The organism is Bartonella sp. ML70XJBT, from assembly GCF_028618425.1.
Taxonomy (GTDB): Bacteria; Pseudomonadota; Alphaproteobacteria; order Rhizobiales; family Rhizobiaceae; genus Bartonella.
The window spans coordinates 39,794-54,696 of the sequence record NZ_JAQISX010000004.1 but is presented as its reverse complement, the minus strand read 5'-3'; the positions used below and the strand labels follow the sequence as shown (position 1 = coordinate 54,696).

At 38.0% G+C, this 14,903-nt stretch carries 15 protein-coding genes; 12 read left to right on the top strand and 3 right to left on the bottom strand.

Going from position 1 to position 14,903, the window contains the following annotated elements; all coding sequences use genetic code 11:
• The first annotated feature begins 45 nt into the window (after positions 1–45).
• The 8 genes from PVV65_RS02990 to panB all read left to right on the top strand — a co-directional run bounded on the left by PVV65_RS02990 (position 46) and on the right by panB (position 6,009).
• Positions 46–618 (top strand): DUF2062 domain-containing protein, encoded by a 573-nt coding sequence (locus PVV65_RS02990; protein WP_273789161.1) that lies wholly within the window; start codon positions 46–48, stop codon positions 616–618.
• 37 nt (positions 619–655) lie between these two features.
• On the top strand, positions 656–1,057 hold the full coding sequence (gene acpS / locus PVV65_RS02985; RefSeq protein ID WP_273789160.1) for a holo-ACP synthase: 402 nt from the start codon (positions 656–658) through the stop codon (positions 1,055–1,057).
• 80 nt (positions 1,058–1,137) lie between these two features.
• Positions 1,138–1,950 (top strand): signal peptidase I, encoded by an 813-nt coding sequence (lepB, locus tag PVV65_RS02980; protein WP_273789159.1) that lies wholly within the window; start codon positions 1,138–1,140, stop codon positions 1,948–1,950.
• Positions 1,931–2,638: a ribonuclease III gene (gene rnc / locus PVV65_RS02975; protein WP_273789158.1), complete on the top strand. Its 708-nt coding sequence runs from the start codon at positions 1,931–1,933 to the stop codon at positions 2,636–2,638. The genes lepB and rnc overlap by 20 nt, the downstream gene beginning before the upstream one ends.
• Complete coding sequence (gene era / locus PVV65_RS02970; RefSeq protein ID WP_273789157.1) at positions 2,631–3,536, top strand: GTPase Era; 906 nt, start codon at positions 2,631–2,633, stop codon at positions 3,534–3,536. Before rnc ends, era begins: the two co-directional genes overlap by 8 nt.
• A 25-nt stretch (positions 3,537–3,561) precedes the next feature.
• Positions 3,562–4,308, top strand: coding sequence for a DNA repair protein RecO (gene recO, locus PVV65_RS02965; RefSeq protein WP_273754403.1), 747 nt, complete (start codon positions 3,562–3,564; stop codon positions 4,306–4,308).
• A gap of 28 nt (positions 4,309–4,336) precedes the next feature.
• Entirely contained in the window at positions 4,337–5,197 is an 861-nt protein-coding gene (gene panC / locus PVV65_RS02960) for a pantoate--beta-alanine ligase (RefSeq protein WP_273789156.1), read from the top strand.
• A complete protein-coding gene (gene panB / locus PVV65_RS02955) occupies positions 5,194–6,009 on the top strand; it encodes a 3-methyl-2-oxobutanoate hydroxymethyltransferase (RefSeq protein WP_273789155.1) in 816 nt (271 codons plus the stop codon). The genes panC and panB overlap by 4 nt, the downstream gene beginning before the upstream one ends.
• 571 nt (positions 6,010–6,580) lie before the next feature.
• Here the strand turns inward: panB and PVV65_RS02950 are convergent.
• Positions 6,581–7,198, bottom strand: a complete 618-nt coding sequence (locus PVV65_RS02950; protein WP_273789154.1) for an HD family hydrolase — start codon at positions 7,196–7,198, stop codon at positions 6,581–6,583.
• Complete coding sequence (locus PVV65_RS02945) at positions 7,191–8,063, bottom strand: folate-binding protein YgfZ (RefSeq protein ID WP_273789153.1); 873 nt, start codon at positions 8,061–8,063, stop codon at positions 7,191–7,193. The genes PVV65_RS02950 and PVV65_RS02945 overlap by 8 nt, the downstream gene beginning before the upstream one ends.
• A gap of 64 nt (positions 8,064–8,127) precedes the next feature.
• Here PVV65_RS02945 and PVV65_RS02940 point away from each other — a divergent pair, with 64 nt between their 5' ends.
• Positions 8,128–9,456 carry a dihydroorotase gene (locus PVV65_RS02940; protein WP_273789152.1) on the top strand — a complete coding sequence of 443 codons (1,329 nt, stop codon included), beginning with the start codon at positions 8,128–8,130 and terminating at the stop codon, positions 9,454–9,456.
• Between the two features lie 375 nt (positions 9,457–9,831).
• On the opposite strand, the gene PVV65_RS02935 is transcribed toward PVV65_RS02940, so the two are convergent.
• Positions 9,832–10,218: a TIGR02301 family protein gene (locus PVV65_RS02935; protein WP_273789151.1), complete on the bottom strand. Its 387-nt coding sequence runs from the start codon at positions 10,216–10,218 to the stop codon at positions 9,832–9,834.
• A gap of 466 nt (positions 10,219–10,684) precedes the next feature.
• Here PVV65_RS02935 and cysS point away from each other — a divergent pair, with 466 nt between their 5' ends.
• The 3 genes from cysS to PVV65_RS02920 all read left to right on the top strand — a co-directional run bounded on the left by cysS (position 10,685) and on the right by PVV65_RS02920 (position 14,901).
• Positions 10,685–12,193 (top strand): cysteine--tRNA ligase, encoded by a 1,509-nt coding sequence (gene cysS / locus PVV65_RS02930; protein ID WP_273754522.1) that lies wholly within the window; start codon positions 10,685–10,687, stop codon positions 12,191–12,193.
• Positions 12,194–12,236: 43 nt separating this feature from the next.
• Positions 12,237–12,908 carry a DUF421 domain-containing protein gene (locus PVV65_RS02925; protein ID WP_273754389.1) on the top strand — a complete coding sequence of 224 codons (672 nt, stop codon included), beginning with the start codon at positions 12,237–12,239 and terminating at the stop codon, positions 12,906–12,908.
• 109 nt (positions 12,909–13,017) lie between these two features.
• Positions 13,018–14,901, top strand: a complete 1,884-nt coding sequence (locus PVV65_RS02920; RefSeq protein ID WP_273789150.1) for an ABC transporter ATP-binding protein/permease — start codon at positions 13,018–13,020, stop codon at positions 14,899–14,901.
• Positions 14,902–14,903 lie beyond the last annotated feature (2 nt).

Genomic DNA, 14,903 nt, shown 5'->3' with positions numbered 1-14,903 from the left:
TGATATAGATTATTTTATCATCAAAGGATGTATATTGAGAGTCATATGCTTTTTCGTCGTCGAGAACCAATAGATTTTGTAACGCGTATTCGACTTTGGTTATGGCCACGTCGTTCATTTTCTCGCTCATTTTCTTACATCTACAAACGTATTTTGCGTATATCAGCAACACCGCACGAGGTTGCATTAGGGTTTTCTATTGGCATTTTTTTAGCCTGTTCTCCTGTCTTCGGTGTGCATATTATTTTGGCAATATTTTTTTCTTGGGTTTTGCGTGCAAACGTTGCAGCTGCAATCATTGGGACGTTTTTTTCTAATCCACTTACATTTTTATTGATTGTCATGGCTGATTATAAAGTAGGGTATTTTTGTTTATCGCTTTTTAGCGATGTCAATGAGATTTCTCTTTCTCAAATTCGCGCTCTGTTTAACGGTTTGACGGTGTCAAATCTCTCTCTCCTTTTTAAAGGTGCATGGAACACAATTATGAGTCCTATGATTTTAGGTGGAACTCTTTTAGGTGTTGTTTTTGGTGGTTTATCTTATATAGGTGTTTACAGAGCAACGGTTCGTTTTAAACAAAAGCGATATCAAAAGATTATAAAAAAAGGCGTTTAAAGAAGCGTTCATCGTAAGAAAGATCGGATAATATCTTATGATTGTTGGTCTTGGAAATGATTTGGTTGATATACGACGTATTGAGAGAATGTTGGTTCGTTATGGCGAGCGTTTTATCCAGCGTATTTTTACGGATATTGAAAGGAATAGGTCCGAAAATCTCAAAAAGAAGTCTTCTTCTTATGCGAAAAGATTTGCTGCTAAAGAAGCATGTGCTAAAGCCTTAGGGACGGGAATCGCTTATGGTATCAATTGGAAAGACATGGGGGTAGTTAATTTGTCTTCTGGGAAACCAGTCATGCAATTAACAAATCATGCGCAAATGCAACTTCAAAAGTTATTACCCCCTCATCATGATGCAGTTATTCATCTCAGCATCACAGATGATTTTCCTTGGGCACAGGCATTTGTTATTATTGAAGCACTTCCACGTGGATAGATGGCGTGAGAGATTGTGCTTTTGTTATTTGAATATTATGATGAAAAAAAGTTATATTTGTGATGAAAAGGCAGTTGGTGATGGTCCAAAAAGATAAAATACATAAAAAAGAAAAAAAAGGTGGGATTCTTGAATTAATTTCTGTTTTAATACAGGCTCTACTTCTAGCAGCGTTTATTCGAACACTTTTTTTTCAGCCTTTTAGTATTCCTTCCGGTTCAATGCGTCCTACTTTGTTAGTTGGGGATTATCTCTTTGTTTCTAAGTATGCATATGGGTATTCTCATTTTTCCATCCCCTTTTCTCCGCCCCTTTTTTCTGGACGTATTTGGGCATCCCAACCTCAACGGGGAGATGTGGTCGTTTTTCGTTTACCAAGTAATCCGAAAATCGATTATATAAAACGCGTTATTGGGCTACCAGGTGATCGTATACAAGTTCGTCAAAGCGTTCTTTATATTAATGATAAAGCTGTTTCACGTCACTTTATGGGAGAGATTGATAATTCGGATATAACGGAAGTAAACTATCCTGTTGAGGTTTATCGCGAGACTCTGCCCAATGGTGTTCGCTACGATACGCTTGATTTAGCTTTCATTCCAAAAGTTGATGACACGAAAGTCTTTGAAGTTCCTCAGGGACATTATTTTATGATGGGAGATAATCGCGACAATTCAGATGATAGTCGTTTGGATGTAGGTTATGTTCCAGAAGAAAATCTGATTGGTCGCGCGAGCGTGATTTTCTTTTCTATCAGTAACGGTTCAAGTGCTTGGCAGATTTGGCGCTGGCCATTTGACGTACGTTGGAAACGTTTGTTTTCTTTCATAAATAAGGTTCATGATTTGCCGCTTATCAAGCAAGGAAACAACGATGAAACCTCTCATGATTGATCAGCTTTTCAAGCTGACGGGGCATCGTTTTCAAGATGAAGAAAAATTAAAAAGAGCATTAACACACGCGAGTGTGAAAGATTCGGAACAAGGGAATTATGAACGATTAGAATTTCTAGGGGATCGGGTTCTAGGACTTTTGATCGCAGAGATGCTGTATCAACTTTTCCCTAAAGCAAGTGAAGGTGAACTATCAGTCCGTTTGAATCATCTGGTCAATGCGCAGACATGTGCTGATATTGCACGTGAAATGAGGCTGCCCGATATGATCCAAGTTGGTTTTGAGATGAGAAATTTTGAAGGGCGTCGACTCATCAATATGCATGCAGATGTCGTAGAAGCTTTAATTGCAGTGATGTATCTTGATGGAGGATTAGAGAGTGTTCGTCCCTTTATTCAAAAATATTGGCAAAGTCGGGCAAAGAAAATGAATGCTGGTCGACGTGATGCCAAGACAGAGTTACAAGAATGGGCACATATACAAGGTAATGCACAACCACATTATCAGATTATCAAACGCTCAGGTCCAGATCACGATCCTGTTTTTATAGTAGAGGTTAGTATTTCAGGTTTTGCTTCAGAGATTGGGCAGGGAAGCTCTAAAAGATATGCTGAAAGAATGGCCGCTGAAAAAATTTTGCGACGAGAGGGTGTGTGGAAAACAATAGGAAAAAATGATCATGAGTGACGTTATGAAAACGCGTTCTGGTTTTGTTGTGCTTATTGGGATGCCTAATGCTGGTAAATCGACATTGGTTAACCAATTGGTTGGAACAAAGGTTTCAATTGTAACACATAAGGTACAAACAACACGAACTTTAATCCGCGGTATTGTCATTCATGATGATGTGCAAATTGTGTTGATCGATACACCGGGTGTTTTTCGTCCTCATAAGCGTTTAGAACGTGCCATGGTTTCTGCTGCTTGGGGAGGGGCTAAGAGCGCTGATGTTCTGCTTGTTTTAATTGACGCTCAAAGTGGTCTTTCGGATGAAGTTGATATGATGTTAGATATTGTAAACACTATGAAACAAGAAAAAGTTCTTGTTTTAAATAAAGTTGATACAGTTGTTAAATCATCTCTTCTAGCATTAACCACTAAAATAAATGAACGTGTAAAGTTTGCGCAAACATTTATGATTTCTGCCCTAAATGGTTCTGGTTGCAAGGATTTACTTCATGCGTTGAGTAACATGATGCAGGAGGGGCCATGGTATTATCCAGAAGATCAAATTTCCGATATGCCTATGCGTCATCTTGCTGCTGAAATTACGCGTGAAAAACTTTTTCTTCGTCTTCATGATGAGCTTCCTTATTCCTCAACAGTTGAAACAGAAAGCTTTCAAGAGCGTTCAGATGGTTCCGTTAAAATCAATCAAGTCATTTATGTAGAACGTGAGAGCCAGAAGAAAATTATTTTAGGAGCAAAAGGCGATACAATTAAAACGATTGGTCAAGCAGCACGCAAGGAGCTCATGAAAATTATGGATCAAAAGGTTCATCTTTTTCTTTTTGTGAAAGTGCGTAATAATTGGGATGCCGATCCAGAACGTTATCGCGAAATGGGATTGGATTTTTTGAAATAATATTTTAAAAAATAATTAAAATACAATGAAATGGAAAGAACAAGCTGTTATTCTTGGAGCACGCCAATATGGTGAGACAAGTGTTATTCTTGAGATTATGACGCGTGAACGTGGTCGTTATATGGGGGTGGTAAAAGGGGGACGTTCGCGTCGGATGGCAGCTCTTCTTCAGCCTGGAAATTTTGTGGAGGCTGAATGGAGTGCGCGTTTAGAAGAGCATTTGGGACTTTTTCGCCTAGAAGCACTTGATTTACATGCGGCACGATTAATTTGTCGACCAGAAGCACTTTATGCTTTGCAATTGGTTGCTTTTCATTTGAGGCTCCTTCCTGAGCGTGATCCGCACCCCGTTTTATATGATACTTTACACCTTTTTATGCAGAATTTTGATGAACCATTTGTAAATGCAGAATTGCTTGTACGTTTTGAAATGCGACTTCTTGAAGAACTTGGTTTTGGTCTTGATTTATCTTGTTGTGCTGCAACAGGTCGTCAGGAAAAGCTTTATTACGTATCGCCAAAATCTGGACGGGCTGTCTGTGAAGAAGCAGGGGAACCTTGGAAAAGAAAGCTTCTTATTCTCCCACAGTTTCTTGTGAAAAGAGCGACTCGTCCGGCTGATTTTAGGGATATAATAAATGGTTTTAATTTAACGGGTTTTTTTCTTATGCGTCATGTCTGGGAGCCACGAGATATAAAACAGCCATCAGTCCGCATGAATTTGATACAGTTGTTTGAGCGTCGATTTGGTATACAGGCATTCATTTTTTGATGTGATCATAATTGAATAGAATGGAAAAATGAAAATTTTAAAGGCAATTTCTGAAGTTCGCCAATATACTTTAGAAGAACGAAGTTTGGGCTTTTCGATTGGTTTTGTTCCAACAATGGGATCTCTTCATGAGGGGCATCTGGCATTAGTACAGCGAGCAAAAGCCATGTGTGATCGCGTATTGGTTTCTATTTTTGTAAATCCAAAGCAATTTGGACCTGATGAAGACTTTTATCAATATCCAAAAGACTTGAGAGGCGATTGTGCTTTATTGGAAAAAGCGGGTGTTGAATGTATTTTTGCGCCTTCTGTGGAAGAAATGTGGCCCTTGGGAAATGATACGATTGTAAAGGTAGAAAAATTATCACGTATTTTGATGGGAAAATTACGTCCAGGGCACTTTTGTGGTGTAACGAGTGTGGTTGCTAAGCTTTTTAATATTATTCAGCCCGATAAAGCTTTTTTTGGAGAAAAGGATTTTCAACAAATTTTAATTATTCGGCGTATGGTTGAAGATTTAGCGTTTCCTGTTGAAATTATTGGAGTCCCTATTTTACGTGAAGCAGATGGTGTTGCATACTCTTCACGGAATAAACTTTTAACATTAGAAGATCGTAAAGCGGCCAAAATTATTCCTGAAAGTGGAAAAGCTGTTGAAAAGCTTTTCCATGAAGGTGAGCGGTCGGTTGATAAGTTATGCAAAATTGTTCGCAATATTTTACAAAAAGAAACGCGTGCAATCGTTGAAGCAATAGATTTACGGGATATGGAAACGTTATGCGAGGTCAAAGGAACATTGAATAAACCAGCAGTTTTACTTCTTACTGTTCGCTTTGGTGAAGTAAGGCTTATTGATCAATACATATTGCAAGAGAAGGGCGAAAAATGAGTGTACATAAAACTGTAAAGCGTATAACATCTTCTCAAATACGCGACAGAAAGGGACAACAGCCGATTGTTTCTTTAACAGCTTATCAAGCTTATACTGCGCGGATTGCTGATCCCTATTGCGATATCCTTTTGGTTGGTGATAGCGTTGGTATGGTGGTATATGGGTTTGAGACAACGCTTCCTGTTGATCTAGATATGATGATTTTACACGGGCAGGCTGTGGTGCGTGGATCTCAAAAAGCTCTTGTCGTTATCGATATGCCTTTTGGTTCTTATGAAGAAAGTAAAGAGCAGGCTTTTTTAAATGCATCGCGTATTCTTGCACAAACGGGGTGTGGGGCCGTTAAGCTTGAAGGTGGAGTTTATATAGCGGAAACAATAGATTTTTTATGTAAACGTGGCATACCAGTGATGGGACATATTGGTCTTACGCCCCAAGCGGTCAATCGTTTTGGTGGTTTTAAGACACAAGGACGTAAAGAGAGTGATTGGCAAAAAATTGAAGCCGACGGAGCCGCGATTGAAAAGGCTGGTGCTTTTGCTATTGTTTTGGAAGGAATCGTTGAACCTTTAGCCGTAAAATTGACAGAAAAGCTTTCTATTCCAACAATCGGTATTGGCGCATCTAATCAATGTGATGGACAAGTTTTAGTGATGGAAGATATGTTGGGTTATAGTGCTCACGTACCCAGATTTGTGCGTCGTTATGGAGACCTTGAAAAAGCCATGGAAACCGCAATCAAAAATTATGCAGAGGATGTTATTTCCCGTGCTTTTCCAGCGGACAGGGAAGTTTATAAACTGAAATAAATTTTAGTTTAAGCTAAAAGTTCGATAAGGGCACATTTGTTTATTTTTATAATGAATGTACACTATTTCATATATTTTTGTATGCAATTTTAGCGATGGTTTTTTTCGTGGTTTTAAAGGGAGAGTTATGCAAAACAGAATGCTATCGGGGTGCTAATTTACATACTTTTTTAAAGAAATATTTAGACATCTAATTCTATTTTGCAACGGCACTCGTGAATGGTATAATGCAAGAAGGCTTCTAGGAACTCTATAAGTTTATAAAGCATTAGTATCTTTACGCTTCATAAAAAAGTAGGAGTCACCACACACTTTGCCAACTTCCAATGTTGCTGACGAGTACTTACGACTTGAGAGGCTTTCATAAGCGGTATTTTTAGTCTTATTATGTAAGTTTTATCCCCACGGCTTTCTCTGATTATGGTGTGTAAGCAAATAATTTAGTATAAACAGATTTGAAATGAGTGAATCTTACCATATTAGGTGGGACTTATTTAATATGAAAAAAAACACATTATTATTATAAATCAGTAAGTCTATAATGACAAGAAATCAACAATACAAAGAGAGTCTATAATTTTTGGGTATCTAAGTCATTAAAGCGCGCTAAAAATACGTTTTCAACTTGTTGTGTAGAGGAGGGGTATAAATTAAGATCATCGGGTAAAATATTATTGGGAGAGCCAAAATAGCGAAGGGCTTCTTCTGTATTAAATCCAGCAAGTGTGATTGCTTCGTGATATGCAGCAATACGGTCAGCTTGTTTGATTTTTTTTAAAAGTTTTTGAGAAAGATCAACGGGAAGAGAAAATCGCATGTGAATCGCATCTTGGATACGCTTTTCAATGCGTTCATAGTGTTTTCCTATGACAGCTTTAAAGGGTGAAATTATATCGCCGATGACATATTCTGGTGCATCATGAAGAAGAGCACAGAGACACTCATACTTCAGCGATTGCGGAAAAAGTTTTTGAAATATTTGTTCAACCAAAAGTGAATGTTGTGCAACAGAATAGGCATGCTCTCCTCGTGTTTGTCCATTCCAACGTGCTACACGAGCAAGCCCATGGGCAATATCTTCAATTTCAATATCAAAAGGAGAAGGATTAAGAAGATCAAGTCTGCGTCCAGAGAGCATTCTTTGCCAAGCGCGAGCTTCTCCACTTTTTAATAATTCAGCTTTAGCCATGCGTATTTTCTATCGTATTTTCAGAAAAGGTAAAATTCATATTTTCAGCAATGCTTATAGTGACAGGAATATTTTTTACAGTAAAGGGAATGTTATGATCCATAGCATCTTTGACATGGTCAATACGCATTAAAGCGAGAGCCTCATTTGCAACAGATGTTCCCAAGCGGCCAAGAACTTTTGTTCCTGCTTCAATGCTTGATTGAGGGGGGAGGTCACATTGGCCTTTTACAATCAAAATACGGCGGCGTGCTGCATGGCGGTGGTGCATTCGTGAAACAACTTCTTGTCCAATATAACACCCTTTATTGAATGCCAATCCATTAATTTGATCGTAATTAATATCATGAGGAAAGACTTTGCCGATTTCATAGTCTTGATCACTTTCTGCAATTGCATAACGAATTCGCAATTGATTCCATATGTCATAATTTTCTGAAGCCCAAAAAGGAACTTTGCTATAGATTCGTATTATTTTTTCTTTTTTTGGAAAGCGTTTATCAACAAAATTTGAATCAAAACTTAAAGTATTTGATTCATTTTTCCAAGAAACGATAACAAGCCCTTGTAATGGTTGTATAATTTCTACTTTTTTACGCAGTTTATAGAGCAACAGATGCTTGTAGAGTGTATCGGCCAAAGACATTACAATATCAATAAAATAACTATTCTCTCTTTTACCGATAAGAAAATCAGCAAGGACCTTTCCTTGTGGGGATAAGAGGGCTCCAGGGAAAAGTTCTTGGGGACTTATTTTTTTTACATCTGTTGTGATTAGGGATTGCAGAAAATCTGTTGCTTCTTCGCCTGTAATTTGAATAATTTTTCGGTTTTTTAAGCAAATGGCATTTTGTTTTTCAATCATGGTTCTTGCCTTTCTGCTCAAAGTTACATAATCGATAAGTGAGCAATATGTAAGGAGCGTGGCTATGTTTAAAACATTTGATACAATTTTTAAAGGTGCAACACTTGTGAATCATGATGGAAAAAGCAAGCGTGATATTGGTGTTACAAATGGCCGTATTGCTGAAATTGGCGACCTTACATGCGCCTCAGCTGGTGAGGTGATTGATTGTACGGGGCTTCATATTTTGCCGGGAATTATTGATAGTCAAGTGCATTTTCGTGAGCCTGGTAATGAATATAAAGAAGATTTGGAAAGTGGCTCATATTCTGCTGTGTTAGGGGGGGTTACAGCAGTGTTTGAAATGCCTAATACCCATCCATTGACAACATCAGAAGAAACATTAAGAGATAAGGTTAAGCGCGGATTTCATCGTATGCATTGTGACTTTGCATTTTGGGTTGGAGGAACGCGTGAAAATGCTCATGAACTTTCTGAATTAGAAAGACTTCCTGGTGCGGCTGGAATTAAAGTCTTTATGGGATCTTCTACCGGTGATCTTTTGGTTGATGATGATGAAAGTGTACGCCTTATTTTAAAAAATACACGCCGTCGTGCAGCTTTTCATTCTGAAGATGAGGAAAGACTCAAAGAACGTAAAATACTACGTATTGAAGGAGATGCGTCCTCACATCCGATTTGGCGTGATGAGGTTGCGGCGTTAAAATGTACGCAGCGTTTGGTAAAAATTGCCCATCAGACAAAAGCGCGCATTCATGTGTTACATCTTTCGACAGAAGAAGAAATTGATTTTCTCAAAAAACATAAAGATGTTGCAACAATTGAAGTGACACACCACCATTTGACTCTCACGGCTGATGATTATAAGCAGTTTGGCACATTAATTCAGATGAATCCACCTATTCGTGAATCGCGCCACCGTGAAGCTCTTTGGTACGGTGTTCAACAGGGGATTATTGATGTTTTAGGCTCAGATCATGCGCCTCATACCCTTGAAGACAAGCTTCAATCTTATCCCTCTTCACCTTCAGGAATGACAGGAGTGCAAACAACGGCAGCCATTATGTTAACACATGTGAATGCAGGAAAAATATCTCTGGAGCGTTTTGTTGATCTCACTTCACATGGCCCTAGCCGTATTTTTGGTATAAGCTGTAAAGGACGTCTTGCTGTTGGATATGATGCTGATTTGACTATTATTGATCTTAAACGAGAAGAAGTGATGATGAATAGTTTAATTGGTTCGCGTGCCGGTTGGACACCTTATGATGGTCAAAAGGTTAAAGGCTGGCCTGTCGGAACTATTATCCGTGGTATGCGCGTTATGTGGGAAGGTGAAATTGTCACGCCTTCACAAGGAGAGCCTGTTAAATTTATAGAAACTTTGGTGTAAACAGCATAAATTTTATCCTATTATGCCACAAAATACTATCATTTAAGGAGAAGGTACATCAGCTTCCTTAACACATAAGTTTTTTTTATGTGTGGTGAATATTTTTAGGCTTGTTACATGAGTGGGAAGCCAAGTGAAATTCAATAGAACTTGGACTATTTACAAACTAGGTTTTTAAGAATGTTCGTCCTTTGAGGTGTGGAGAAGAAGCCAAAGAGTGATACGGGAAAAGCTGCTCATAAGAATATAGGCACATCGAGGCATTGTTCTTCAGAAGTTTCTTTATTTTCGAGAAGATAACTTATTGCTCTATTCATTTGTGAAGAGGGCACTATTGATATCACTTAACTGACAAGGAGATGCTTTTTATACGGGTTAGTTGTTATAATGCATGAGAAGATTTTCAGATAAAGCTCTTCCTTCTTTAATATATCTTTGATTGGCTTCAATGGCTGCTTGGGTACAATGATGATAATTTTCTGAGAAAGCGCGATACGCTTCATTAAATGCCTCATAAAAATAAGCACGTCTTTGTGGAATGGGGTGTTCTGCTTCAATGAGTGCGTTCATATAGTCATACCATTGATTTATTGGCACTTGGTTTGTTGGAGGCTCACAAAGATTTTGGAGAAAATGCAGGGATCCCAAAATTTCCGCGAGGCGAAGTAATTTTTTCTCATAAGGTGGAGATTGTTGTGAAAAGGTTGGCATCGAAATGACAAGAAATATTAAAAGAATGATTTTTTTCAATTTATTACGCATTATTTTGATTGCTTTCTTTTAAAAACAATTGTGTCACGAGAACGATGTTTAAAAAATAAGATTAATTGCTACATTATTCTCAATAATTAATGGTGAAATATAGGGCGTAGGAGATAATAAGGAACCCATTGTGAAATATTGAAAATACTGATGAAGCTTTACGGGGTTAAAGTTTTAAGATTTTCTTCCTGTAATCTATTTTTCATATAAATATTCTATTGCCTATGGAATTTTTTCTAAACTTTTTTCTTTCAAGAAGAGAAAAGCTCTCTATCTGTAGAATGCTTTTGTCTAATCAAATAAAAGAAATTATTTTTATGATAAATGATAGAAATAGCCTCAATAACCTTAAGGTAAGAAGAATTGATGATAAGGTGAAAGCTTTAGTCTAAACCGCATAATGTGATCATTTGAGAGAAGAGACATCTAAAAGAACGATGCGTAATATCGTTTACGGAGTATAATGATGAAAGAGTTGCGATTTTATAATACGCTGACACGTAAAAAAGAAAATTTTATACCAATAGATCCGACAAAAGTACGTCTTTATGTTTGTGGTCCAACAGTTTATGATTATGCGCATATAGGAAATGCACGCCCTGTCATTGTTTTTGATGTTTTATTTCGCTTATTGCGTCATGTTTATGGCAAAGATCATGTTCTCTATGCACGTAATATTACAGATGTCGATGATAAAATTAATGCACGCGCCGCTTGTGAATATCCAAACGCATCACTGAATGATGCTATTCGTCAATTAACAGAACGCACATATTCTCAGTTTCAACAAGATACAATAGCACTTGGTTGTCTATTGCCAACCAGCCAGCCACGTGCAACCGAACATTTAGAGGAGATGCGCGCGCTCATCGAAAGATTGCTTGAAAAGGGTCACGCTTATAAAGCGGAAAATCATATATTATTTTCTATAAAGAGCATAAAAAATCCACCCCATTATGGGGCATTTGCAAATCGTTCTTTAGATGAAATGAGGGCTGGGGCGCGTATCGATATTGCTGCTTATAAAAGGGAGGAGATGGATTTTGTTTTATGGAAACCTTCTCTGGAAGGAGAGCCAGGCTGGGAGTCGCCGGCCGGAATTCCTGTTTTAGGTCGTCCAGGTTGGCATATTGAATGTTCAGCAATGTCAATGGCAAAGTTATTAGCGCCTTATGGTGGTGGTTTAACTTGTGATGATCCGACTGCGAATATTTTTGATATTCATGGAGGTGGACTTGATTTAATTTTTCCTCACCATGAAAATGAGATTGCACAAAGTTGTTCAGCTTTTGGGACGGAGCGAATGGCTAACTTTTGGATGCATAACGGCTTTTTACAAGTTGAAGGCAAAAAGATGTCGAAAAGCTTTGGCAACTTCATAACCATTCGTTCAGTTTTAGAGAATAATTTTTTAGAATTTAACGCTGTTTTAGCCGATGAAATGAAAGAAGATTGGGCGGGTTTGTCTGCACGTTTTTCGATGCTTCAAACGCATTATCGTGAACCATTAAATTGGACAGCGCAGCGTTTAATGCAATCGAGCAGTGAATTGTATCGTTGGTATGAATTGCTTCGCAGTAAAAAGAGTATGATGGAAAACAATGAAGTGATTGATGATAGTTTGATAGATGCCCTTAGTGATGATCTTAATACGCCAAAAGCATTTACTCTTTTGCGAAAATTTTATAAAACAGAAGATGTTTTAGCTCTTGCACATGGCATGAATATATTAGGACTATTACGACAAGAATGGATTAAAAAAATAAACTGTCCATTATTTATAAAAAAAACGTCTCTTGATTCAAAATTTATTGATCAGCGCATTGCCGAAAGATTGCGGCTTATCCATAATAAAGAGTGGGAAGCTGCGGATACAATTCGTGATGAGCTTGCAGCTAAAGGGGTTCTCTTAAAAGATAGTAAGGATCCGCAAAGTGGTGAGCGCATAACCGTGTGGGAAATAAAACGATTATAATTTCTCTATTCCAGCAGTTCTCATAAATTAAAGGGAGAATATGATGGAATTTTTATATCACTATGGATATATCGTGCTTAAGCTGGCTGTGGGTCTTGTTGCCTTCCTATTTATTTTAAGAACGACGGGTCGTGGAAGCCTTAGTCAGATGACACCCGTTGATCTGGTCAGCAATTTTGTTATGGGAGGTATTATTGGAGGAGTCATTTATAATCAGAATATTAGCAGCACTCAATTATTGCTTGTTTTGCTGATTTGGCAAGCCTTGATTACCTCTTTTAATTTTTTGGCACGCTATTCAGTTTTTTTTCGCCACCTTATTGCAGGGCGGAATGTCACATTGGTTTTAGATGGGGTCTTTCAAATGGATAAGATTAAAAACTTAAGGATCAATGTTAATGATCTTATTGCGATGTTACGTCTTAAAGGGTGTCACTTACATGAAGCTGCTTTTGTGCGTTTGGAAACCAATGGTGATTGTACTGTTATTAAAAAGGAAGAGGGGAAGAAATCGACAATTGTCGTAGAAAACGGTGAAGTTATTGATGATGGTCTTAAAGAGATTGGTAAAACAAAAAAGTGGCTTCAGGAAGAATTGAAAAAAAAGCATATAAAAGTTGAAAATTTATTTGCAGCAGAATGGTATGAGAATACAGATCAAAATAATAAACTGTATCGTGGATTATTTCTTGTTCCTTTTTCAAAAAAAGTCTAACCTCAAACAATGAATAGGTAGCTTATTGAAAAGTGTAAGAAACTTATAAACAACCACAGGGGGGGGTGTTTTGCCTTTTTCGTGTGGATGATAGAGAAGTAAGGGCTTTATGAAACGTAATGAAATGACAAAAACTGTGTCATCTGATACAGGGAAAACTCTGCACACACTTTACAATTTATGGCCTTATATGTGGCCGGCGGACCGGCGTGATCTAAAAATACGTGTACTATGGGCCGTATTTTATCTTATTTTGTCCAAGCTCGTTCTTATATCTGTACCGTATTTCTTTAAATATTCTACGAATTTGCTTGATACAAACTTTCAGCTCCCTGAATGGTTTCCATCTAGTTGGATTATTCCTATCATGCTTGTTTTGGCGTACAATATCGCCCGTATTATGCAGGCTGGGTTAAATCAATTGCGCGATTCCCTTTTTGCAACTGTTGGTCAACACGCTATTCGCCAATTAGCTTATAAAACCTTTGTACATATTCATGAGTTATCTTTACGATTTCATTTAGAGCGCCGAACTGGTGGGCTTTCTCGCGTGATTGAGCGTGGGACAAAAGGAATTGAAGCGATCGTAAGGTTTTCAATTCTCAATACCGTACCGACAATTTTAGAGTTTATATTAACCGCCCTTGTATTTTACATCAATTACGGATGGCATTATCTTCTCATTGTTGTTGCGACGGTTTTTTTATATACCTTTTTTACCATTAAGGCGAGTAATTGGCGTATTCGTATTCGGCAACAAATGAATATGGCAGATACTGAGGCAAATACGCGCGCGGTTGATTCTCTTTTAAATTTTGAAACGGTCAAATACTTTGGCAATGAAACTCTAGAAGCCGATCGTTTTGATAGTTCTATGGCAGGTTATGAAAAAGCCGCCACAAAGATTTGGACATCATTAAGCTGGCTTAATTTTGGTCAGGCTCTTATCTTTGGTATTGGAATGACGATCATGATGCTGATGTCAGCTTATGAAGTCTTTTATAAGACACAAACTTTAGGGGATTTTGTTTTTATTAATGCCCTTTTAATGCAACTTTCCATTCCACTGAATTTTATTGGCTCAATTTATCGTGATGTTCGACAAGGTTTAACGGATATTGAAGCGATGTTCGATCTTTTAGATGTCCAGCAGGAGATCGTTGATAAATCGGATGCTAAACCGTTAGAGATAAACAATGGGACCATTCGTTTTCATCAGGTAAAGTTTTCTTATGATTCGACGCGTCAGATTCTCAGAGATATTGATTTTGAAGTTCCTGGAGGAAAAACAGTTGCCATTGTCGGTCTATCGGGTGCAGGTAAATCAACCATTTCTCGATTACTTTTTCGGTTTTATGATGTTGATGCAGGCTCTATCACAATTGACGGGCAAGATATTCGTGACATAACACAAAAAAGTTTGCGTGAAGCGATCGGCATGGTCCCACAAGATACGGTGTTATTTAATGATACAATTGCCTATAATATTCGCTATGGGCGCCCAAGTGCGACAGATGAAGAGATGCACAAAGCCGCTGAAATGGCACAAATATCAAAATTTATTGAGATATTACCGGAAGGTTTTCAGTCTATGGTAGGGGAGCGTGGTCTCAAATTATCGGGGGGTGAAAAACAACGTGTGGCTATTGCACGGACACTCTTAAAAGCCCCCCCACTTCTTATTCTAGATGAAGCAACAGCAGCTCTTGATACGGCAACGGAACAGGAAATTCAACAAGCATTGGATATTGTAAGCCGTGGACGCACAACATTGATTATTGCACATCGTCTTTCTACGGTTATCAATGCTGATGAAATTTTAGTTCTTAAAAGTGGTCGTATTATTGAAAATGGCACGCATACAGAGCTCTTACGAAAGAAAGGTTTATATGCTTCAATGTGGAATAAGCAGCTTGAAGCATCGCAAGCTGAAGAAAAATTACGTAAAATGCGTGAACAAGACGAGACGGGTATTGTTAGTCGTAAAAAATAAGG